The organism is Mycobacterium sp. NGS56 (assembly GCF_059812425.1).
In genome coordinates this window covers 515249-537701 of the sequence record NZ_JCALCQ010000001.1, presented here as the reverse complement: position 1 = coordinate 537701, position 22453 = coordinate 515249, and the positions used below count along the sequence as shown (strand labels likewise).

The window sequence follows — 22453 nt, the reverse complement described above, 5'->3', positions numbered from 1 at the left end:
GTCCTAGCGGTGGATGAAGTTCGGCGGGCGCTTCTCGACGAAGGCCGCCATCCCTTCGGACTGATCCTCGGTCGCGAAGGTCGAGTGAAATAGCCTGCGCTCGTACAGAAGTCCCTCGGTCAGGGTGGACTCGAACGCGCGGTTGACGGCCTCTTTGGCCATCCTGGCCGCCGAGCGCGACATCTGCGAAATGGTGGTCGCTACGGCCTTGGCCTCGGTCAGCAGGTCGTCGGCCGGCACCACTCGAGAGACCAGACCGCTTCGTTCGGCTTCCTCGGCGCCGATGGTTCGCCCGGTCAGGATGAGGTCCATGGCCTTGGCCTTACCGATGGCGCGGGTCAGCCGCTGGGAGCCGCCCATGCCGGGCAGCACACCGAGTTTGATCTCGGGCTGGCCGAATTTCGCTGTGTCGGCGGCGATCAGCACATCACACATCATGGCGAGCTCGCAGCCGCCACCCAGTGCGTGCCCGGCCACTGCGGCGATCGTCGGGGTGCGAACCGCGGCGAGCTTGCTCCACGGGGCGAAGAAGTCGGCGCCGAAGGCGTCGGCGAAGGTCAGCTCCGCCATCTCCTTGATGTCGGCGCCGGCGGCGAACGCCTTGGCCGAGCCGGTGATGATGATCGCCCCTATGCCGGGATTGTCATCGAACTCCGCTGCCGCGCGGGTGACTTCGTTCATCACCTGAGTGTTCAGGGCGTTGAGGGCCTTCGGCCGGTTCAGCGTGATGATGCCGACACGCTCTTCACGCTCGACGAGGATGGTCTCGTAATCCGTGTCTGTCATCCGAACCGCCCTTCTAGAAACTCAAGTCGTCGTCAACCGGGGTGAAATACGCCTCGACGTCGGCCCTCGTGACCGCGGACAGCTGGGCCGGTGACCACTTCGGATTGCGATCTTTGTCGATCAGCTGCGCGCGGATGCCCTCCACCAGATCGTGCGAGCGCAACGACGCCGAAGACACCCGATAGTCCTGCACCAGAACGTCTTTCAGTGTGTCGAGTTTGGCCGCGCGCCGCACCGCCTCCAGGGCCACCGACAGCGCGATCGGGGAGCGGGTGGCGATCAGGTTCGCGGCATCGTCGGCCGGGCCGGCGTCGTGCCCGCGCAACGCGGCGACGATCTCCTCGACGGTGTCACCGGCGAAGCATTCGTCGATCCACTCGCGTTGCGCGGCAAGCTCGCTGGGCGGCGGTTCAACGGCGTACTTGGCGATCGCCCTGTCGACGCCGTCGGTGACCACCGCGCGGCGGAACGCCTCGACGTCCCCGTGCGGTACGTAGTGGTCGGCAAAACCCATGGCGATGGCGTCGGCTCCGGAGAACGGCGCCCCGGTCAACGCGGCATGCAGACCCAGTCCGCCGAGAGCCCGAGAAAGCAGATAGACGCCGCCGACGTCGGGGATGAATCCGATGCCGACCTCGGGCATGGCGATCTTGGAGGTATCGGTGACGACCCGGGTGTTCGCGTGCGCGCTGACTCCGACGCCACCACCCATCACGATGCCGTCCATCAGCGCCACGTACGGCTTGGGAAACTCGGCGATCTGCGCGTTGAGCAGATACTCGTCGCGCCAGAAGCGGCGGGCCTCGACCCCGTCCTTGCGCGCGCTGTGGTAGATCGAGACCACGTCGCCGCCGGCGCACAGCCCGCGTTCGCCGGCGCCGGAGAGCACGACCGAGCCCACCGCGTCGTCGTCCGCCCAGCCGGCGAGGATGGCGGTCAGCGCGTCAACCATCTGCTGATTCAGCGAATTGATGGCCTTGGGCCGGTTGAGCGTGATCAAGCCGACGTTTCCCTCGACTTCGGTCAGAACCTCATCGGATTCCTCGCTCACGCCCTCGCCTTTCATCGCCGGTCCGGCCCCGAGGAAGAAATCTAGATCGTCACGACCGGCGCGGCACCCGCGGGTAAGGGTTATCTTTGACGCGACGACAACGGCGAAGGCTGTATGCACCCGGAAAACGCCCAGGTCCGCTGGGAACCTCGGTGTAACGCCGATCGTTGAGATTGTGTTCGCACAGCTCGAAGCCGATTAGAGAGGATCCGACGGTGCGGGAAACAAGCAACCCGGTATTTCGTTCGCTGCCGAAGCAGAGGGGCGGATACGCGCAATTCGGCACTGGCGCGCCCCCGATGCAGGGCTATGGGGCCGACCCGTACGCGGCTCCCTACCAGGCCCCGTATCAGGAGGCCAAAGCTTCGCGCCCGCTGACCATCGACGACGTCGTCACCAAGACCGGCATCACGCTGGCCGTGCTGGCGATCTCCGCCGTGGTCTCCTACTTCCTGGTGGCCCGCGATGTGGCGCTGGCCATGCCGCTGGCCCTGGTCGGTGGCCTGGGCGGCCTGGCTCTTGTGCTGGTCGCCACCTTCGGCCGTAAGCAGGACAACCCGGGCATCGTGTTGAGCTACGCCGTGCTCGAGGGCATGGTACTGGGCGCCATCTCTTTCGTCTTCGCCAACTTCTCGGTGTCGAACGCCAACGCCGGGGCGCTGATCGGTGAGGCGGTGCTGGGCACCTTCGGGGTGTTCTTCGGCATGCTCGTCGTCTACAAGACTGGGGCCATCCGAGTGACGCCCAAGTTCACCCGCATGCTGGTCGCCGCGATGTTCGGCGTGCTGGCGTTGATGCTCGGCAACTTCGTGTTGGCGATGTTCCACGTCAACGGCGGCACCGGCCTGGGTCTGCGTAGCGGCGGCACGGTGGCGATCATCTTCTCGCTGGTGTGCATCGGGATCGCCGCGTTCAGCTTCCTGATCGACTTCGATGCGGCCGACCAGATGGTCCGCGCCGGCGCGCCGGAGAAGGCGGCTTGGGGCATCGCGCTGGGCCTGACCGTGACGCTGGTATGGCTGTACATCGAGATCCTGCGTCTGCTGAGTTATCTGCAGAACGACTAGCTCTGCCACAGAGAAAAACCGGCACGCTCATTGCGTGCCGGTTTTTCGTGTCTTCGGTAAGGCCGCATGAGTGTGAGCTGGCGGCGTCGGGTGTGAAACTGCTGCGTGCACGTGCGGCGTGTCGGCGCCAACGCTTCACACCCGGCGCCAACGCTTCACACCCGGCGCCAACGCTTCACACTCGACGCGCGGCTAGCTCAGCCGCTCGATCACCATCGCCATGCCCTGGCCGCCGCCGACGCACATGGTCTCCAGACCGAGCGTCTTGTCGTGCGTCTGCAGGTTATTGAGCAGCGTGGTGGCGATGCGTGCACCGGTCATACCGAACGGATGTCCCAGCGCGATCGCACCGCCGGACACGTTCAGCTTGTCCTCGTCGATGCCCAGCTCGCGTGCCGAACCCAGCACCTGGACGGCGAACGCCTCGTTGATCTCGAACAGGTCGATATCGCTGACCGACAGCTTGGCGCGCGCCAGCGCCTTCTTGGTCGCTTCGATCGGGCCGAGACCCATGATCTCCGGTGACAGGCCGCTGACCCCGGTGGACACGATGCGCGCCAGCGGGGTCAGGCCCAGTTCCTTGGCCTTCGTGTCGCTGGTGATCACCACCGCGGCGGCCCCATCGTTGAGCGGGCACGCGTTGCCCGCGGTCACCGTGCCGTTGGGCCGGAACACCGGCTTGAGCTGGCTGATCTTCTCGTAGGTGGTGCCGGGACGCGGACCGTCGTCGGTGCTCACGGTGGTGCCGTCGGGCAAGGTCACCGGCGTGATCTCGCGCTCGAAGAACCCGCTCTTGATCGCTTCCTCGGCGCGATTCTGGCTGCGCACCCCCCAGTGATCCTGGTCTTCGCGGCTGATGCCGGTCAGCAACGCCACGTTTTCGGCCGTCTGCCCCATGGCGATGTAGACGTCGGGGAGGTTGTCGTCCGCGCGGGGATCGTGCCACTCCTCGGCGCCTTCGGCCGCGGCCGCTGACCGCTCCTGGGCCTCGTCGAACAGCGGGTTCTTGGTGTCCGGCCAAGAGTCTGCGCTGCCCTTGGCGAACCGGGACACGGTTTCCACACCCGCCGAGATGAAGGCGTCGCCCTCGCCGGCCTTGATCGCGTGGAACGCCATCCGTGAGGTCTGCAGCGACGACGAGCAATACCGGTTGACGGTGGTGCCCGGGAGGAAGTCGAAGCCGAGTTCGACGGCGACGACCCGCGCCAGATTGAATCCGGACTCCCCGCCCGGCTGGCCACAGCCCAGCATTAGGTCGTCGATCTGATGCGGGTTCAGGGCGGGCACCTTGTCGAGGGCGGCCCGCACGATCTGCACGGTCAGGTCGTCGGGACGCATGTTGACCAGCGACCCCTTCATCGCGCGGCCGATCGGCGAGCGAGCAGTTGAGACGATGACGGCTTCAGGCATGGTGGTTCCCTTCAGATCCCTGCAAATCCCACAGACGGGGCTGGCTCGCTTCACGGTCGGGCGGTAGGTCCACCCCGACGGGCGAGAACAAATCTAGTCGCTGCCGACCTCGGGGCACGAAGACGGGGCAGGTCCGGGCACCGGGCGCCGCCACAGCAGCGACATCACGCTGGTGCGGGTGTGCTGCCGACCGAGCACCGGTGCCGCCGCGGGCACTGTCGAACTAAGCGGCGGCCGCTCCACCTTTTCGCCCAGCGCATCGCAGAGGGCGAGCAGCAGCGCGTCGGCCGCGAGCGCGTAGGCGGGCGCTGCGGGGTGGAAGCCGTCGGCGGAGAACATCGCTTCGGGGGTGGCGCGGAATTGCGGCGCCATCAGCTGTGCCAACGGCACCGGCACACCGCCGGCCGATCGAACCGTCGCGGTCTGGGCACGGGCAAGCTGCAGGCAGCGCTCGTGCGCCAGCGACCGCAACGGCTGCGGAATCGCGCTGATGAACCCGAGGTCCGGGCAAGTGCCGACGATCACCACGGCGCCGCGGGCGCGCAACTTGCGGACGGTCGACCCCAGCCGCTGCGCCGACTGGGTGATGCCGTTGAGGGCGGTCACGTCGTTGGCGCCGACCATGATCACCGCCAGGTCCGGCGGCGGGCCGGCGACGAACATCGCGTCGACCTGACCGCACACGCCCTTGGAGGTGGCGCCCACGATCGCCTTGGTGCTCAACCGGATTCGCTTTCCGGTCTGCTCGGCCAGGCCCCGGGCGATCCGTACCCCGGGCACTTCGTCGGCGCTCATGCAGCCGTATCCGGCGGCGGTCGAGTCACCGAAGATCATCAGGTGCTGGTCGACTGCCATGCCGCGGCGCCACCGTTCCACCGGGCCGCCGCCGGGCGCGTACACGCCGTCAGCGCGGGGCGGGATGTCCCATGACTTGGGAATGATCGTGCGCGCGTGGGTGGCCTGGCCGACCAACAGACTGCGTGCCCCCAGGTAGGCGGTTCCTGTCGAGGCCAGCGCGCCTGCTGTGGCCAGAGCGATCGCCGAACGACGTGGCACACGCATGGTCACGCCGTCAAGTTTAGTGCGACTTAAGAGTTTGCGCGGACGGCTGGAAAACGAACTGATCACGGTGCGAAGCAAAACTGGTATCAAATCAGCTATTTCATACGTTGTACTAAGCATCGCCTGTCAAGCTGATGGCAAGGGGTTGGCTGAGCGCTCTGGCAAACCGCTGAAGCAGACGCTTGGTCTCCTCGCCACATGCTGTATCGCACTACAAAGGCGTAGGAAGTGTTGAGCATGACCGCAGCTAGTAGGGAATCGGGGTTATCGGCAAATACCGTTCGGCCCCATGACGTCCTCAGAGCGCGTCGAGCCCAGACGCGCAAATTCGCGATCAGCGACGGAGCCCCGGTCGAGGTTCTGGAATCCGGGCCCAGCGTCGCCGCGCGCCTGGCGAACCTCACCTCGCGGCTGACCATCCGGCCGATCCTGTCCGTGGGCAGTCACGTACCCAACCTGCCATGGCCCTGGGGTCTCATCGATCTGACGGCCCGGCTGCTGATCCCGGCTTCGGCCACCGTCCGCGAGACGGTAAACCTGCCCAATGCGTCGGCGCAGCTGGTACGCGCGCCCGGGGTGCTGCCGGCCGACGGCACGCGCCGCGTGATCGTCTACCTCCACGGCGGCGCATTCCTGACTTGTGGGGCGAACTCCCACGGCCGGATCGTTGAAGCCCTCTCCAAGTTCGCCGACTCGCCCATCCTGGTGGTCAATTACCGTCTGCTGCCGAAGAATTCGGTCGGGATGGCGCTCGACGACTGCCACGACGCATACCGGTGGCTGCGGCGGCGCGGATACGAACCCGACCAGATCGTGCTGGCCGGTGACTCCGCGGGCGGCTACCTGGCGCTCACCTTGGCCCAACGCCTGCAGGAGGAGGGTGAGGATCCCGCCGCGCTGGTGGCGATCTCGCCCCTGCTGCAGCTGGCCAAAGAACCCAAGCAGGCTCACCCCAACATCGAGACGGATGCGATGTTCACGGCCGGGGCGTTCGACGCGCTCGCCGAACTGGTGGCCAGCGCGGCCAAGAAGAACATCGTCGCAGGGAAGCCCGAAGAGATCTACGAACCGCTGGATCACATCAAGCCGGGGCTGCCGCGCACGTTGATCCATGTGTCGGGCTCGGAGGTGCTGTTGCACGACGCGCGGCTGGCGGCGAGCAAGCTGGCCGCGGTGGGCGTGCCGGCCGAGGTGCGGGTATGGCCCGGACAGATCCATGACTTCCAGCTGGCCGCGCCGATGGTGCCCGAGGCCGTGCGCTCGCTGCGGCAGATCGGCGACTACATCCGCGAGGCGACGGAGTAGGCGCGCAAACTCCTGAGTAGTTGTGCGCCGCGCAAAACCGCCTGAGACGATGAACGCATGCGGATCGCGCAGCACATCAGTGACCTCATCGGCGGCACGCCGCTGGTGCGGCTGAACTCCGTCGTCCCCGACGGTGCCGGGACGGTGGTGGCCAAGGTCGAATACCTCAATCCCGGTGGCAGCTCGAAGGACCGCATCGCGGTGAAGATGATCGACGCCGCCGAAGCCAGCGGACAGCTGCGGCCCGGCGGCACCATCGTCGAACCCACCTCGGGCAACACCGGCGTCGGTCTGGCCCTCGTCGCCCAGCACCGCGGCTACAAGTGCGTGTTCGTCTGCCCCGACAAGGTCAGCGAGGATAAGCGCAACGTGCTGATCGCGTACGGCGCGGAGGTCGTCGTCTGCCCAACCGCCGTGCCGCCCGAGCATCCCGACAGCTACTACAGCGTCTCCGACCGGTTGGTCACCGAGATCGACGGCGCCTGGAAGCCCGACCAATACGCCAACCCCGAAGGCCCGGCCAGCCACTACGCGACCACCGGCCCGGAGGTCTGGGCCGACACCGACGGCAAGGTCACCCATTTCGTCGCCGGCATCGGCACCGGCGGAACGATCACCGGCGCGGGCCGCTACCTCAAGGAGGTGTCCGACGGAGCGGTGCGCATCATCGGCGCAGACCCCGAGGGGTCGGTGTATTCCGGCGGCACCGGCCGGCCCTACCTGGTGGAGGGCGTCGGTGAGGACTTCTGGCCGCAGGCATACGACCGCACGGTGCCCGACGAGATCATCGCCGTCTCCGACTCCGACTCCTTCGACATGACCCGGCGGCTGGCCCGCGAGGAGGCGATGCTGGTCGGCGGGTCGTGCGGGATGGCGGTGGTCGCCGCGCTCAAGGTCGCCGAGCAGGCCGGGCCCGACTCCATTGTGGTGGTATTGCTGCCCGATGGCGGGCGGGGCTACATGTCGAAGATCTTCAACGACGCCTGGATGTCGTCGTACGGGTTCCTGCGCAGCCGCCTCGACGGCTCGACCGACCAATCCAGGGTCGGCGATGTGCTGCGCCGCAAGTCCGGTGAACTGCCCGACCTGGTGCACACCCATCCGTCCGAGACCGTGCGCGACGCGATCGGCATCCTGCGCGAGTACGGGGTGTCCCAGATGCCGGTGGTCGGTGCCGAGCCGCCGGTAATGGCGGGAGAGGTGGCCGGCAGCGTCTCCGAACGCGAACTGCTGTCGGCCGTCTTCGAGGGCCGGGCGAAACTGGCCGACGCGGTCGCGCAACACATGAGCCCGCCGTTGCCGATGATCGGCGCAGGTGAGTCCGTCAGCGCGGCCGGCAAGGCCCTGCGCGATTGGGACGCATTGATGGTGGTCGAGGAAGGCAAACCGGTGGGCGTGATCACCCGCTATGACTTGCTGGGTTTCCTCTCTGAGGGTCCTCGGGGGCTTTCCGGGCGCCGGTAGTTCGCGGTGCCGCGCTTCTCGCCCGGCCGCGACACGCTCCGGTACTGTTTCGGCCTAGTTCAGCTGGACGCGAGTGGAAAGGTTGCCCATGACCGATCAACCGCCGCCCGGCGGCGCTTACCCGTCACCGCCCTCGCCACCCGGACCATCGGGTGGGCAGCAGCCGCTTTCGGCTGAACAGGAAATCCCACCGCCTCCGCAGCCGCCCGCGGGCGGGTCCTATCCGCCGCCCCCGCCCCCGCCGCCCGGTGGGTCCTACCCACCACCCCCGCCGTCGGCCGGGGGATACGCGCCGCCACCACCCGGACCGGCGATCCGCACCCTGCCGACGGAGCACTACACGCCGTGGCTCACCCGCGCGCTGGCATTCATCATCGACATCCTCCCGTACGTCGTGGTGCATGGCATCGGCACCGCGATCCTGGTCGCCACCCAACAGACCGCCTGCATCACCGATGTCACGCAATACTCCGTCAACCAGTACTGCGCCACCCAGAACTCGACCGCCGGCATGGTGGCGCAGTGGCTGGCGTCGATGATCGGACTGTTCTATCTGATCTGGAATTACGGCTACCGTCAGGGCACCACGGGCTCGAGCGTCGGCAAATCGGTGCTCAAAATCAAGGTGGTCAGCGAAATCACGGGCCAGCCCATCGGCTTCGGCATGTCGGTGGTGCGGTCGCTGGCGCACTTCGTCGACGCGATCATCTGCTTCATCGGTTTTCTTTTCCCGCTGTGGGATTCGAAGCGTCAAACGCTGGCGGACAAGATCATGACGACGGTGTGCTTGCCGATCGACGGCGCCGAGGGGCCGTCCGTCACCTAGGCTGATCGTCGATGAGCGACGATCCCAACGGACATCCGGAATTCACCGGACTGGCCACCAAAGCGATTCACGCCGGCTACCGGCCGGACCCGGCGACCGGCGCGGTGAACCCCCCGATCTACGCCAGCAGCACCTTCGCCCAGGATGGCGTCGGCTCCCTGCGCGGCGGGTTCGAATACGCACGCACCGGCAATCCGACCCGGGCCGCACTCGAATCGGCGCTGGCCGCCGTCGAAGACGGCGCCTACGGTCGTGCCTTCGGTTCGGGCATGGCCGCTACTGACTGTGCGCTGCGTGCGGTGCTGCGACCGGGTGACCACGTGGTGATCCCGAATGATGCGTACGGCGGCACGTTCCGGTTGATCGATAAGGTCTTCACCCAGTGGAACGTCGAGTACACACCGGTGGCGCTGCACGATTTGGACGCCGTCGCCGCCGCCATCACGCCGCGAACCCAGCTGATCTGGGCCGAAACCCCGACCAATCCGCTGCTGTCCATCGCCGACATCGCAGCCCTGGCCGAACTGGGCAAGCGGAGTTCGGCGAAGGTGTTGGTGGACAATACTTTTGCCTCGCCCGCGCTGCAGCAGCCCCTGACGTTGGGCGCCGACATCGTGCTGCACTCCACCACTAAATACATCGGCGGTCACTCCGACGTCGTGGGCGGTGCGCTGGTCACCAACGACCAGAAGCTAGACGAGGCGTTCGCCTTCCTGCAGAACGGGGCCGGCGCGGTGCCGGGCCCCTTCGATGCGTACCTGACGATGCGCGGACTCAAGACGCTGGTGCTGCGCATGCAGCGGCACAGCGAAAACGGTTCGGCCGTAGCGGAATTCCTCGCGGAACACCCCGCGGTGAGCACGGTGCTCTACCCCGGTCTGCCCGCACACCCCGGACATGAGATCGCCGCACGGCAGATGCGTGGCTTCGGCGGCATGCTGTCGGTGCGCATGCGCGGCGGCCGTGACGCCGCCCGCGATCTGTGCGCTAAAACCAGGGTGTTCATCCTGGCGGAATCGCTGGGTGGGGTCGAGTCGCTGATCGAGCATCCCAGCGCCATGACACATGCCTCGACGGCCGGGTCGCAATTGGAAGTTCCCGACGATCTGGTGCGCCTGTCGGTCGGCATCGAGGACATCGCCGACCTGCTGGCCGATCTCGATCAGGCCCTCGCTTAGTGGCGATCGCGAACGCGGTGGTGCCGGGCGAAGCGGGTCGCCGCCGTTGGGTTAGTGGCGATCGCGAGCGCGGTGGTGCCGGGCGAAGCGGGTCGCCGCCGTTGGGTTAGTGGCGATCGCGAGCGCGGTGGTGCCGGGCGAAGCGGGTCGCCGCCGTCTGGTCAGGAGTGGTAGGGCTCGGCGCTGAGCAGCTTCACCTCGACCGTGTTGCCGTTGGGCACCGTGTAGCTGCGGGTCTCGCCCACCTTGGCATCGATCAGGGCGCCGCCCAGGGGTGAGTTCGGCGAGTAGACCTCGAGCTTGCCGTCGTTGACGCCCTCCTGGCGGGTGGCGATCAGGAAGGTCTCGGTGTCGGACTCGTCGCCGTTGTAGCAGACCTTCACCACCGAGCCCGGCAGCGCGACGCCGGACTGCTTGGGCGCCTCGCCGACCTTCGCGTTGTTCAGCAGGTCCTGCAGCTGGCGGATGCGCGCCTCCTGCTGACCCTGCTCTTCGCGTGCGGCGTGGTAGCCACCGTTTTCGCGCAGGTCGCCTTCTTCGCGGCGGTCGTTGATCTCCGCGGCGATGACCGGACGGTTCGCAATCAACTGATCGAGCTCGGCCTTGAGTCGGTCGTGTGACTCCTGGGTAAGCCAGGTCACGGAAGTGTCCGTCATCTCGTCGTGCTCCTCGTATGTTGTTCCGCGAGTTCGCGTTGAGTCCTGTTAGCTCCGCCGCTCCCGACGTGTGCGGGTCCCGTCCCGTGTGCTGCCGCTCCGTTTGCTCACGGCCGCTAATGCAGCAACACGGTCCCAACCGGAACCGTGTATTCATTCATGTTACCACCGCGCAAACAGTTGATGACCCCATATACGCAGTTCGATCGCGGATTAGGGGGTCACGCCGGGCGCAGGTAGGCGGGCACATCGGTGCCGCAGCCATAGATGTCGGCCACCAGCGGCGGTTCGAAGGATTTCACCGTCGTGGTTACCTGCACGGTGGCGGCGTCGGACGGTGGGACCAGTAGCTCTCGCCGGCCCGTCTCGCCGCCGTCCCGCGAGCGGACCCGCACGATGCAGTCCACCGGCCTCGACGGATCCGATCGCGTCACGCTGATCGTTATCGACGCCGTCTGGTCGTCGATCACGCGATAGCCGACCATCGTCCCCCTGACGTCACTGGTACCGAACCGGTGATAACCGATGAAAGCAACGACGAGGCCGGCTACGACTACCAGCGCGCCGAGCGCGACAATCACCCACCGCCGCGGGATACGCGACAGCCGGGAACGCCCGTAGCGGGCCTCCGGACGCGGAATAGGGGTTTCGGTCATACCTGGTTATGCCTGTTCTCGGTTGCCCGGCACCGGCCGACAGCATGCAGCGAACTCGAAACTGGAATTATAGGGTCAGACCGGGCGACCACCAGGCTGACGAAAGGGCATGTGAGCGAGTTGCGGTTAATGGCGGTGCACGCCCACCCCGACGACGAGTCCAGTAAGGGCGCGGCCACGCTGGCCCGCTACGCCGACGAAGGCCACCGAGTGCTGGTGGTGACGTTGACCGGTGGTGAGCGCGGCGACATCCTCAACCCGGCGATGGACCTGCCCGAGGTGCGCGGACACATCGCCGAAATACGCCGTGACGAGATGGCCAAGGCCGCCGAGATACTGGGCGTGGAACACACCTGGCTGGGTTTCGTCGACTCCGGGCTACCCCAGGGGGACCCGCTGCCGCCGTTGCCGGAGGGCTGTTTCGCGCTGGTGCCGCTCGAGGAGTCAGTCGAGGCGCTGGTTCGCGTGGTCCGCGAGTTCCGCCCGCACGTCATGACCACGTACGACGAACACGGTGGCTATCCCCACCCCGATCACATTCGCTGCCATCAGGTTTCGGTCGGCGCGTTCGAGGCGGCGGGCGATTATCTGCGCTTCGCCGATGCCGGCGAACCGTGGACGGTGTCCAAGCTGTATTACAACCACGGTTTCCTGCGCGCCCGGATGCAGTTGCTGCACGATGAAGCCATCAAGCACGGTCACGAACCCCCGTTCAAGAAGTGGCTCGAACACTGGGACGCCAAACACGATCCGTTCGAGTCCCGGGTCACCACGCGCGTCGAGTGCTCGGCGTATTTCAGCCAACGCGACGACGCGCTGCGGGCGCACACCACGCAGATCGATCCCGAGCACGACTTTTTTGCCGCTCCCATCGAATGGCAACAACGGCTTTGGCCCACTGAGGAATTCGAACTGGCGCGTTCGCGGGTTCCGGTCCGGCTGCCCGAGGACGACCTGTTCGCCGGAATCGAGAGCGACGAGTGAGTCACCTGTATCTCGTAATCGCCGCCGGCTGGCTTGCCGACGGCCCGCCCCGGCACACCGGCCCCGATTTCGGCAAGGCCAGCCCGATCGGGCTGTTGATCGTCGTATTGCTGTTGATCAGCACACTGTTTCTGCTGCGTTCGATGAACCGGCAGCTGAAGAAGGTGCCGGACACGTTCGATCCCAAGCATCCCGAACCGGACCAGGCCGCCGACGAAGGCACCGACGCGGTCGACCCGGGCAGCGCCCGGGATGAGGGGAACGGCTCGCCGCGAACCCCGGGACCCGGCGATGAGCCCGGCTGACCCCGCTTCGACGAATACTCTTGGGCTGGCGACCAGCCCGTATCTGCGGCAGCACGCCGACAATCCGGTGCATTGGCAGCAGTGGACCCCCGAGGCGCTGGCAGGCGCCGCCGCCCGCGACGTGCCCATCCTGCTGTCCGTCGGTTACGCTGCCTGCCACTGGTGCCACGTCATGGCCCACGAATCATTCGAAGACGATGAAGTGGCCGCCGCCATGAACGCGGGATTCGTCTGCATCAAGGTCGACCGCGAGGAACGCCCGGACATCGACGCGGTGTACATGAACGCCACTGTCGCCCTCAACGGGCATGGCGGCTGGCCGATGACGTGTTTCCTCACACCGGACGGCCGGCCCTTCTTCTGTGGCACCTACTATCCGAAAGAAGGCTTCCTGCAACTACTTTCGGCCGTATCCGCGACCTGGCGCGAGCGCCGTGGTGAGGTGGAGGAAGCCTCCGACCATATCGCCGGCGAGCTACGCAAGCACGCGTCCGGTCTGCCCGGTGGCGGCCACTCGGTGGCGCCGGAGTTGTGCGACCACGCCGTCGCCACGCTGCTGCAGGAGCGCGACGCGGTGCACGGCGGGTTCGGCGGTGCGCCCAAATTCCCGCCGTCGGCGTTGCTCGAGGCGCTGCTGCGCCACTTCGAGCGCACCGGCTCGCCGACGGCTCTTGCGGCCGTATCGCACACCGCCGAAGCGATGGCGCGGGGTGGCATCTACGACCAACTCGGCGGTGGCTTCGCCCGATACAGCGTCGACAATGCTTGGGTAGTACCGCATTTCGAGAAGATGCTGTACGACAACGCGCTGCTGCTGCGTGCCTACGCGCATTGGGCGCGGCGTACCGGTGACCCGCTGGCGCGCCGGGTCAGCGCCCAGACCGCCCGGTTCCTGCTGGACGATCTGGCCGATCGTGAAATGTTCACCTCGTCGCTGGACGCCGACGCCGACGGGCGCGAGGGCTCGACCTATGTCTGGACGCCGGCACAGCTGAACGAGGTGCTCGGCCCCGACGACGGCCGTTGGGCGGCAAGCATTTTCGCGGTCACCCAGAGCGGCACGTTCGAGCACGGCACCTCGGTGCTGCAGCTGCCTGCCGATGCCGGGGATCCGCAGCGGCTGGACCGGGTGCGGAGCGCGCTACTAGCTGCCCGGCTCACTCGAATGCAGCCCGGACGCGACGACAAGGTCGTCTCGTCATGGAACGGGCTGGCGATCACCGCGTTGGCCGAGGCCAGCGTGGCGTTGGACGAGCCCGAACTGGCCGAAGCCGCACGGCGCTGCGCGCACGCGTTGCTAAATCTGCATGTCGTCGATGGCCGGTTGCGGCGCGCCAGCCTGGGCGGTGTGGTCGGCGACAGCGCCGCCATCCTCGAGGACTACGCGATGCTGGCCACCGGGCTTCTCGCGCTGTATCAGCTGACCGCCGAGGCGATCTGGCTGACTGCGGCAACTGGTCTGCTGGACACCGCGCTGGCGCATTTCGCCGATCGGGCGCAACCCGGCCGCTGGTTCGACACCGCCGACGATGCCGAGCGGTTGGTGCTGCGGCCGGCAGACCCGCTGGACGGCGCCACTCCGTCGGGGGCGTCCTCGATCACCGAGGCGCTGCTGACGGCCGCGCACCTGGTCGACGGTGACCGTGCCGGGCGCTATCTGCGCGCGGTCACCGAATCGCTCGCCGCGCACTCGGTGCTGCTGGAACGCGCGCCGCGGTCGGCCGGGCATTGGCTGGCCGTCGCCGAAGCTGCGGTGCGCGGACCGCTGCAGATCGCGGTTGCCTGCGACCCGGCGGCTTCCACCCTGCTGGCCGACGCGCGACGCCTGGCACCGGGCGGGGCGATCGTCGTGGGCGGCGAGGTCGATTCGTCGATGCTGCTCGCCGGCCGGCCCCGAGTGGACGGCGCCGACGCTGCCTACGTGTGCCGCGGCCGGATCTGCGACCTGCCGGTGACCGGCGCAACCGAACTGGCCGCCGCCCTGGGCGTTGCGGATCACTGAAGCCGATGGGAGAGACCCGCTGCGCCCGGCTACGCCGCGCTGGCGATCACCACTAAGCGCGGGCTACCCTGCGTCCCATGTCGAATGCCGCAAAGACCGAAGCGATCAGAAACACGGTCAACCGCTACATCGAACTGGTCGCCAAGGGCAGCGCCGACGACTTGGTCGAGTTGTACGCCGACGACGCCACCGTCGAAGATCCGGTCGGGGGCGAGGTGCACATCGGTCGGCAGGCGATTCACGGCTTCTACGCCGCGGTCAATGAAGTGCAGCGAGAATGCGAACTGGTGACGCTGCGCATCGCCGGCAACGAGGCGGCCTTCCAGTTCCGGCTGACCGTGACCGCGGGCGAGCACCGCTTGGTAATCGAGCCCATCGACGTCATGGTCTTCGACAGCAGAGGCAAGATCGCCTCGATGAAGGCCTACTGGTCGCCGGAGGACGACGTCACCCCTGCCTGACCGGTGACGAGGCGGCTTAGCCGCCCGCCAGCCAGGCCTGGTCGCCCGTGTAGAAGACGGCGAACCACATGGCGATGTAGTGCAGAATCGCGGCGATGGCAGTGAATGCGTGGAAGAACTCGTGATAGCCGAACGTCTTCGGCCACGGGTCGGGCCAGCGCAGCCCGTAGAAGATGCCGCCGACGCTGTAAAACACCCCGCCCACCGCCAGCAGCACCATCGCGGCGACGCCGGCCTGGTGCAGGATCGTGGGGGCGAACCACACGGCTACCCACCCCAACAGCAGGTAGAGCGGCACGCCGACCCAGCGCGGCGCCGTTGGCCAGCACATCTTCAATGCGATGCCGGCGGCCGCGCCGCCCCACACGATGCACTCCACCAGCAACCCGGTGTTCTGCGGCATGGCCAGCCGTGCGAACGGGGTGTAGCTACCCGCGATGAAGACAAAAATCATCGAGTGGTCGAGCCGCTTCATCCGGCTGCGCGCCACGTCTGACTTCCATTGCACCCGGTGGTAGGTGGCGCTGACTGCGAACATCGCCACCGTCGCCGCAGCGTAGACCAGCGTCGAGTGGCCGGCGCGGGGCGACGCGAGCGCCCACGACACCGACACCAGCGTCGCGCCGGTGATGATGGCCAGCCACGCCGAGACGAAGTGGATCCAGCCGCGCATCCGGGGCTTGCCAAAGAACTGGGTGGCGCCCTCGGCGAACTCCTCGAGGGTGTTGCCCGGAACGATCGAGTCGGGTTCGGGCTCCGGGTTGGGGACGGTACGGGTCTGGCTGCTCATGTCTCCTGTGTCTTGTTCTCGCGACTAGTGGATACCAGCGGGAAAGTCGCCGAAGGCTCAAGATCCACAGTAGCCAGGGATGGTTACGACACAGTGTCGACTTTCTATGCCGACCCGGCCGAAACGAGATCGGTGAATAAATCACCGCTGGCAGTAGGGTAAATGTTCGTGGAAATTATCCCGCCGCGCCTCAAAGAGCCGCTGTATCGCGTCTACGAGTTGAGGCTGCGGCAGGGCCTGGCCGCCTCGAAGTCCCAGCTGCCGCGGCATATCGCCGTGCTATGTGACGGGAACAGGCGGTGGGCCCGCGACGCGGGATACGAGGACGTCAGCTATGGCTACCGGATGGGCGCATCCAAGATCGCCGAGATGCTGCGCTGGTGTCAGGAAGCCGGCGTCGAGATGACGACGGTGTACCTGCTGTCCACGGAAAATCTCCAACGCGATCCCGAGGAGCTGGCCGGGCTGATCGAAATCATCACCGACGTCGTCGAGGAGATCTGTGCGCCGGCCAACCGTTGGAGCGTGCGCACGGTTGGGGACTTGGAACTGCTCGGCGAGGAGCCGGCTCGCCGGTTGCGCGGTGCCGTCGAGTCCACCCCCAGCATCGCGTCCTTTCATGTCAACGTGGCAGTCGGCTACGGCGGTCGGCAGGAGATCGTCGGCGCCGTGCGTGCGCTGCTGAACAAAGAACTCGCCAACGGCGCCACCGCCGAGGAACTCATCGATGCCGTGACCGTCGACGCCATCTCCGAGAACCTCTACACGTCCGGGCAACCCGACCCCGACCTGGTGATCCGCACCTCGGGTGAGCAACGGTTGTCCGGATTTCTCCTGTGGCAGAGCGCATATTCGGAGATGTGGTTCTGCGAAACGCATTGGCCCGCGTTCCGCCGCGTCGACTTCTTGCGCGCGCTGCGCGACTACAGCCGGCGGGATCGCAGGCACGGCAAGTAACTGCCGAAGGTCTTAAAGGGCCCCTTGCGTGCGTGCCACACTGAGTGCATGGCTGCGCTCTCGGCGATGGTGTTCACGCTGAGCGCCTGGCTGGGTCTTTATCTGGTGGCCCGCGATCCGCGCAAACCCGTTCTCACACTGGCGGCGATCGGACTCTGCGGGTTCGCCGTCGTGGTGGGGCTGGACGCGGTTCGGACCGCCGGTCCCGCATACGCCCAGGCGTTGAGCAGAGTCGAGATCTACCTGGCAACCATTCCGGGCCTGGCCTGGTTCGCGGTGCTCGTCGAGCTGTCCCGGCCCAGTGACGGTTGGCGGGCGCGTACCCGGGAGTTGCTGCTCGTGGCCGGGGTGGCCGCGCTGACTCTGTTCGGGGCCGCGATGGCCGGCAGCGTCGACGGGCCGCTGCGGCCGGGCCACTGGCTGATGTTCGCCGTGATCTCGGTGTCGACGCTCGGCGCGATGGCCGTCGTGTTGCGCCGCCCGCGGCGACCGAGGCCTGCGGTGGGGCTCGCCATTACCGCCACCCTGTTCTTTGCGCTGAGCAACGCGATCCTGATCATCCCGCTGGGTCTGGTACCCAGCTGGGTTGCGCTGGCGTCGACGAGTTGCGACGTCCTCGGGCTCGGGGTTGCCGTCGCCCTGTGGGACGCCTTCGATGAGGGCCACGCGCTGCGGGCCGACATGCTGCGCTCGTTCGCCGGCTCGATGGTGGTGGCGGTGTTATTCGGCGGCCAGGCGCTGATCGGATTAGCGGTGACCCGCCACGATTCCGGCGCGCAGACCGCCCTGACGGTGCTGCTGTTCACCAGCCTGGCGGTCGCGATCACCGTTCAGGTGCTCGCCGATCCGCTGGCTGGGTTGCTCGACCGGGTGGCGTTCTCCAAATCGCCTGCGCTGCGAGCGGATCGGGCCGAGCTGCGGCATACCGGCGCCGCACTGCCGCTGCGCCAGGAGCACCCGCTCGCCGACGTCGACGACGTCACCTTCGTCAGACTCACCCGCCGGGCGCTGGGCCACTACGGCGACCTGACCAAGCTGGTTGCCAGCCCGCTGACCGCGCTGCCAATGATCGACGAGCGGTTGGCCGCGCGGGGCGCCCCCGACCATCCGATCGAGCGGGCCAACGAACTCAAGGCCGTCCTGGCCGACGGCATAGCGCGGCTCAAACCGCGCGACGGTGGCGACTTCGGGACCACCGAAGAATGGCGGTATTACAACTCTCTGTACTTCCCCTACGTGGTCGGGGTGCGCGCCTACGCGCAGAACGCCACCGCCTCGGGCCTGGACCCGACCGCGCGCCAGGCCTGGCAGTGGTTTGTCACCGAAGTGCCGCAGCGTTCGCTGCACAATTGGCAAAACGCCGCGGCCCGCCTGATCGCCGCCGACCTTCGCGGTCGCGTCCCGGTTCCCAGCGACTAGGACGGGCACCCGGGTCACCGCGGGCGCCGGACGGCACAGTGCCCTGTGACCTGTGGGACCGCTGAGACGCTCGGCCTGGCGCGTGTCAAATATTTACCCGGCGATGGGAATAGCCGGGTGAACCGCCCTGTCGTTGTATCCGTGGCACTAGTTGGCAGCGCCACGAGTCGATATGGCAGTGCACTGGCGGCACGCTCGAAGCTGTTCGACCCAATCCGCCATCGCAAGGAGTAAACAATGAGCTCGATCACCGGCGTATCTACAATCCCGACCCGGCCTCTCTACGACTCGACGGACTCGCTGTTGCGTTTTGCCGTGCGTGCCGACGCGACCCTGACGGGGATGTTCGGATTGGCCATCGCGCTGTTCGCCGACCCGATTTCGGCGCTGACCGGCCTGACGTCCTTCCAGGAATACGGCGTGGGTGTCGTTTTCGTGCTCGCCGGCCTGCTGGTGTTCAGCCTCGGTGCGCTGCCGGAACTGCGCCGTGTCGGTATCAGCGTCCTGGTGGTCAACGTCGCGTTCACGCTGGCCTCGATCGTGGCCGCGGAAGCGCTGCCGCTGACCGTCACCGGTGTCGCATTGACACTGGCCAGCGGTGCGTACACCGCGGTGTTCGCGGGGCTGCAATTCCTGGGACTGCGTCGCCTCGAGGCGTGATCCTCCGTGTTGCCGGCGCGGGGCGTTAAAGCTTGCGCAGCCGCAGCCGGTTGATGGAATGGTCGGCGTCTTTGCGCAGCACCAAGGTCGCGCGCGGCCGGGTCGGGAGGATGTTCTCGACCAGGTTGGGGCGGTTGATCGACCGCCAGATCTCGCGAGCGGCGGCGATCGCCTTGGTGTCGTTCAACGCCGAGTAGTGGTGGAAGTGCGATTCGGGATCCGCGAAGGCGGTGCTGCGCATGGCCAAGAATCGCGATACATACCACTGCTCGATGTCTTCGATTCGGGCGTCGACGTAGACGCCGAAGTCGAACAGGTCCGACACCATCAGGGTCGGACCGGTCTGCAGAACGTTGAGGCCCTCCAGGATCAGGATGTCGGGGTGGCGGACGACGTGTTTGGCCCCGGGGATGATGTCGTATTTGAGGTGCGAATAAACCGGCGCACATGCGTAGTCCGAACCGGATTTGACCGAGGTCACGAACCGCATCAGCGCCCGACGGTTGTAGCTTTCGGGAAAACCCTTGCGGTGCATCAGGTTCCGCCGGTCCAACTCGGCATTTGGGTACAGGAAGCCGTCGGTGGTGACCAGGTCCACCCGCGGATGATGATCCCAGCGCGCCAAGAGCGCCTGCAGCACACGGGCGGTCGTCGATTTGCCGACCGCCACGCTGCCGGCCACCCCGATGATGAACGGCACCGGCCGGTCCGGGTTTTGCAGAGGTTCGCCAAGGAATTCCGCGGTGGCGGCGAACAGTCGCTGCCGCGCGGCGACCTGCAGGTGAATGAGCCGGGCCAGCGGCAGGTAGACCTCTTCGACTTCGAGCAAGTCGATCTGTTCACCCAGGCCGCGCAGCCCGACGAGTTCTTCCTCGGTGAGGGCCAACGGCGTCGACATACGAAGCGCACGCCATTGCTTCCGGTCGAACTCCACATAGGGGCTCGGCTCGCTAAGCCGCGGCATAGTGCAAGTGTTACAGGAGCGCCGAAATGCCCGACGGCTGGGCTGGCGATAAGTCAGCGCTGGATAGACTGGCGGCCGTGACTGCCGCACCTGATGCCCGCCCCTCGACGTCTGTGATGTCCGCCCCGCTGTCCGACGTCGACCCGGATATTGCCGAGCTGCTCGGCAAAGAGCTCGGCCGGCAGCGCGACACCCTCGAGATGATCGCGTCGGAGAACTTCGTTCCGCGCGCGGTCCTGCAGGCGCAGGGCAGCGTGCTGACCAACAAATACGCCGAGGGATTGCCCGGGCGCCGCTACTACGGCGGCTGCGAGTACGTCGACGTCGTGGAGAACATCGCCCGCAACCGGGCCAAGGCGCTCTTCGGCGCCGACTTCGCCAACGTGCAGCCGCATTCGGGTGCCCAAGCCAACGCCGCGGTGCTGCACGCCCTGATGTCGCCGGGGGAGCGGCTGCTGGGTCTGGACCTGGCCAACGGTGGGCACCTGACGCACGGCATGAAGCTGAACTTCTCGGGCAAGCTCTACGAGAACGGTTTCTATGGCGTCGACCCGACGAGCCATCTGGTCGATATGGACGCGGTACGCGCCCAGGCGCTGGAATTCCGTCCGAAGGTGATCATCGCCGGGTGGTCGGCCTATCCGCGGATCCTCGACTTCGCGGCGTTCCGGTCGATCGCCGACGAGGTCGACGCCAAGCTCTGGGTGGATATGGCGCACTTCGCCGGCCTCGTCGCGGCCGGCCTGCACCCGTCTCCGGTGCCGCACGCCGACGTCGTCTCGACCACCGTTCACAAGACGCTCGGCGGCGGCCGCTCCGGCATGATCCTGGGCAAGCAGGAGTACGCCAAGGCCGTCAACTCGGCGGTGTTCCCGGGCCAGCAGGGCGGCCCGCTCATGCACGTCATCGCCGGCAAGGCCGTCGCGCTGAAGATCGCGGGCACCCCCGAGTTCGTCGAGCGGCAGCAGCGCACGCTCTCCGGAGCGCGCATCCTCGCCGAGCGGCTGTCGGCCGCCGATGTGGCCAAGGCCGGCGTGTCGGTGGTCAGCGGCGGCACCGACGTGCACCTGGTGCTGGTGGACCTGCGCGACTCCCCGCTCGATGGTCAGGCCGCCGAGGACCTGCTGCACGAGGTCGGCATCACGGTCAACCGCAACGCCGTGCCCAACGACCCGCGCCCGCCGATGGTCACATCCGGGCTGCGGATCGGGACGCCCGCGTTGGCCACCCGCGGCTTCGGTGACGCCGAGTTCAGTGAGGTTGCCGACGTCATCGCCACCGCGTTGGCGGCCGGCAGCTCGGCCGACGTGGCGGGGCTGCGGCAGCGTGTGACGCGGCTGGCGCAGGAGTTTCCCCTGTACGAAGGCCTCGAAGACTGGGCGCTGGTCGGACGCTGATCCGGCGTCGATGTCGCCGGACGGCGCGGCTGAGCGCGGTTGAGGACGAAAGTCACTAGTTGCCGCGACACAGCCCGGGCGATTTTATGAACGTGTGTATGCGGGTTACAGTTACCTCATGGCAGAAAGACCTGTGGCTAACGCGCTGACCCTGGAACTCGAGCCGGTCGTCGAAGCGAACATCGACCGCCACTTGTCCACCGAAGAACTCTGGTTCGCGCACGACTACGTGCCGTTCGACCGGGGCGAGAACTTCGCCTTCCTGGGTGGACGCGACTGGGACCCCTCGTCGATGACGCTGCCGAGGCCGTTGACCGACGCCTGCGAGATTTTGCTGCTGCTCAAGGACAACCTCGCCGCCCACCACCGCGAGCTGGTCGAGCACTTCATCCTGGAGGACTACTGGGGCCGCTGGCTGGGCCGGTGGACGGCCGAGGAGCACCTGCACGCGATCGCGTTGCGCGAATACCTGGTGGTTACCCGCGAGGTCGATCCGACCGCCAACGAAGAGGCCCGCGTCCAGTACGTCATGAAGGGCTACCGCGCCGACACCTACTCGCAGGTGGAAACGCTCGTGCACATGGCGTTCGTCGAACGCACCCACGCGGTGTTCTGCGAGAACCTGGCCGCGCAGCTCGAGGAGCCCATCCTGGCCGGCCTCATCGATCGGATCGGCCGCGACGAGCGGCGCCACGAAGTGTTCTTCTCGAACCTCGTCGCGCACTGCCTCGAGTACACCCGCGACGAGACCATCGAGGCCATCGCCGCCCGGGCGGCCGACCTGCAGGTGCCCGGCGCCGACATCGACGCGTACCGGGGCAAGGTCCAGAACGTCGAGAAGGCAGGCGTTTTCGGCCCGGAGCAGTTGCGTCAGGCGATCTCCGACCGCATCACCGCCTGGGGGCTCGCGGACGAACCCCAGCTGCGCCGATTCGTCGTCGGCTAAGCAACCCGCACGACCCTCTGACATCGGCCAGCCGCTGAGGCGGTCGCGGCTCGCCACGTCGGCGCGCCTGCACAGCGGGCGCGCGGCCACGGGAGTAGCGTCGTTCT

At 67.1% G+C, this 22453-nt stretch carries 22 protein-coding genes; 14 read left to right on the top strand and 8 right to left on the bottom strand.

The features are described from left to right. Positions 1-3 precede the first annotated feature (3 nt). Both AC5Y4F_RS02500 and AC5Y4F_RS02495 read right to left on the bottom strand, forming a co-directional pair. On the bottom strand, positions 4-786 hold the full coding sequence (locus tag AC5Y4F_RS02500; protein WP_067935016.1) for an enoyl-CoA hydratase: 783 nt from the start codon (positions 784-786) through the stop codon (positions 4-6). A gap of 13 nt (positions 787-799) precedes the next feature. Next, positions 800-1837: an enoyl-CoA hydratase/isomerase family protein gene (locus AC5Y4F_RS02495; protein ID WP_499994970.1), complete on the bottom strand. Its 1038-nt coding sequence runs from the start codon at positions 1835-1837 to the stop codon at positions 800-802. Positions 1838-2052: 215 nt separating this feature from the next. On the opposite strand from AC5Y4F_RS02495, the gene AC5Y4F_RS02490 reads away from it, so the two are divergent. Beyond that, positions 2053-2904: a Bax inhibitor-1/YccA family protein gene (locus AC5Y4F_RS02490; protein ID WP_067935018.1), complete on the top strand. Its 852-nt coding sequence runs from the start codon at positions 2053-2055 to the stop codon at positions 2902-2904. Between the two features lie 192 nt (positions 2905-3096). Here AC5Y4F_RS02490 and AC5Y4F_RS02485 read toward each other — a convergent pair whose 3' ends face one another. Both AC5Y4F_RS02485 and AC5Y4F_RS02480 read right to left on the bottom strand, forming a co-directional pair. Next, positions 3097-4314, bottom strand: coding sequence for an acetyl-CoA C-acetyltransferase (locus tag AC5Y4F_RS02485; RefSeq protein WP_067935020.1), 1218 nt, complete (start codon positions 4312-4314; stop codon positions 3097-3099). A 93-nt stretch (positions 4315-4407) separates the two neighbouring features. Then, the gene (locus AC5Y4F_RS02480) at positions 4408-5370 is read right to left on the bottom strand and encodes an SGNH/GDSL hydrolase family protein (protein ID WP_156750072.1); all 963 of its coding nucleotides are present in this window, start codon (positions 5368-5370) and stop codon (positions 4408-4410) included. A gap of 243 nt (positions 5371-5613) precedes the next feature. On the opposite strand from AC5Y4F_RS02480, the gene AC5Y4F_RS02475 reads away from it, so the two are divergent. The 4 genes from AC5Y4F_RS02475 (at position 5614) to AC5Y4F_RS02460 (ending at position 10149) form a co-directional block, all read left to right on the top strand. After that, a complete protein-coding gene (locus tag AC5Y4F_RS02475) occupies positions 5614-6681 on the top strand; it encodes an alpha/beta hydrolase (protein ID WP_067935023.1) in 1068 nt (355 codons plus the stop codon). Positions 6682-6738: 57 nt separating this feature from the next. After that, a complete protein-coding gene (locus AC5Y4F_RS02470; protein ID WP_499994968.1) occupies positions 6739-8145 on the top strand; it encodes a cystathionine beta-synthase in 1407 nt (468 codons plus the stop codon). A gap of 88 nt (positions 8146-8233) precedes the next feature. Further along, a complete protein-coding gene (locus tag AC5Y4F_RS02465; protein ID WP_499994966.1) occupies positions 8234-8971 on the top strand; it encodes an RDD family protein in 738 nt (245 codons plus the stop codon). Positions 8972-8982: 11 nt separating this feature from the next. Further along, the gene (locus AC5Y4F_RS02460; RefSeq protein ID WP_499994964.1) at positions 8983-10149 is read left to right on the top strand and encodes a cystathionine gamma-synthase; all 1167 of its coding nucleotides are present in this window, start codon (positions 8983-8985) and stop codon (positions 10147-10149) included. 161 nt (positions 10150-10310) lie between these two features. Here the strand turns inward: AC5Y4F_RS02460 and greA are convergent, their stop codons facing one another. Next, positions 10311-10805, bottom strand: a complete 495-nt coding sequence (greA, locus tag AC5Y4F_RS02455; RefSeq protein ID WP_067935029.1) for a transcription elongation factor GreA — start codon at positions 10803-10805, stop codon at positions 10311-10313. A 221-nt stretch (positions 10806-11026) separates the two neighbouring features. After that, positions 11027-11461 carry a DUF4307 domain-containing protein gene (locus AC5Y4F_RS02450; protein WP_067935030.1) on the bottom strand — a complete coding sequence of 145 codons (435 nt, stop codon included), beginning with the start codon at positions 11459-11461 and terminating at the stop codon, positions 11027-11029. A gap of 111 nt (positions 11462-11572) precedes the next feature. Between AC5Y4F_RS02450 and mca the strand changes: the two genes are divergently transcribed. The 4 genes from mca to AC5Y4F_RS02430 all read left to right on the top strand — a co-directional run bounded on the left by mca (position 11573) and on the right by AC5Y4F_RS02430 (position 15213). Beyond that, positions 11573-12445 carry a mycothiol conjugate amidase Mca gene (mca, locus tag AC5Y4F_RS02445; protein WP_067935032.1) on the top strand — a complete coding sequence of 291 codons (873 nt, stop codon included), beginning with the start codon at positions 11573-11575 and terminating at the stop codon, positions 12443-12445. Then, entirely contained in the window at positions 12442-12750 is a 309-nt protein-coding gene (locus AC5Y4F_RS02440; protein ID WP_067935034.1) for a hypothetical protein, read from the top strand. The genes mca and AC5Y4F_RS02440 overlap by 4 nt, the downstream gene beginning before the upstream one ends. Then, positions 12737-14752, top strand: a complete 2016-nt coding sequence (locus tag AC5Y4F_RS02435) for a thioredoxin domain-containing protein (RefSeq protein ID WP_499994961.1) — start codon at positions 12737-12739, stop codon at positions 14750-14752. The genes AC5Y4F_RS02440 and AC5Y4F_RS02435 overlap by 14 nt, the downstream gene beginning before the upstream one ends. Positions 14753-14829: 77 nt before the next feature. Continuing rightward, positions 14830-15213 (top strand): nuclear transport factor 2 family protein, encoded by a 384-nt coding sequence (locus AC5Y4F_RS02430; RefSeq protein ID WP_067935038.1) that lies wholly within the window; start codon positions 14830-14832, stop codon positions 15211-15213. Positions 15214-15229: 16 nt separating this feature from the next. Here the strand turns inward: AC5Y4F_RS02430 and trhA are convergent, their stop codons facing one another. Next, positions 15230-16003: a PAQR family membrane homeostasis protein TrhA gene (trhA, locus tag AC5Y4F_RS02425; protein WP_067935039.1), complete on the bottom strand. Its 774-nt coding sequence runs from the start codon at positions 16001-16003 to the stop codon at positions 15230-15232. Between the two features lie 168 nt (positions 16004-16171). On the opposite strand from trhA, the gene AC5Y4F_RS02420 reads away from it, so the two are divergent. The 3 genes from AC5Y4F_RS02420 to AC5Y4F_RS02410 all read left to right on the top strand — a co-directional run bounded on the left by AC5Y4F_RS02420 (position 16172) and on the right by AC5Y4F_RS02410 (position 19039). Beyond that, positions 16172-16960 carry a (2Z,6E)-farnesyl diphosphate synthase gene (locus AC5Y4F_RS02420; protein WP_067935367.1) on the top strand — a complete coding sequence of 263 codons (789 nt, stop codon included), beginning with the start codon at positions 16172-16174 and terminating at the stop codon, positions 16958-16960. Between the two features lie 48 nt (positions 16961-17008). Next, a complete protein-coding gene (locus tag AC5Y4F_RS02415) occupies positions 17009-18379 on the top strand; it encodes a hypothetical protein (RefSeq protein WP_499994959.1) in 1371 nt (456 codons plus the stop codon). A gap of 237 nt (positions 18380-18616) precedes the next feature. Continuing rightward, entirely contained in the window at positions 18617-19039 is a 423-nt protein-coding gene (locus AC5Y4F_RS02410; protein WP_499994957.1) for a hypothetical protein, read from the top strand. Between the two features lie 25 nt (positions 19040-19064). Here the strand turns inward: AC5Y4F_RS02410 and coaA are convergent, their stop codons facing one another. Next, a complete protein-coding gene (coaA, locus tag AC5Y4F_RS02405) occupies positions 19065-20003 on the bottom strand; it encodes a type I pantothenate kinase (RefSeq protein WP_067935046.1) in 939 nt (312 codons plus the stop codon). Between the two features lie 116 nt (positions 20004-20119). On the opposite strand from coaA, the gene glyA reads away from it, so the two are divergent. Both glyA and AC5Y4F_RS02395 read left to right on the top strand, forming a co-directional pair. Next, entirely contained in the window at positions 20120-21400 is a 1281-nt protein-coding gene (glyA, locus tag AC5Y4F_RS02400) for a serine hydroxymethyltransferase (protein WP_499995754.1), read from the top strand. Between the two features lie 118 nt (positions 21401-21518). After that, on the top strand, positions 21519-22346 hold the full coding sequence (locus AC5Y4F_RS02395; RefSeq protein WP_067935369.1) for an acyl-ACP desaturase: 828 nt from the start codon (positions 21519-21521) through the stop codon (positions 22344-22346). Positions 22347-22453 lie beyond the last annotated feature (107 nt).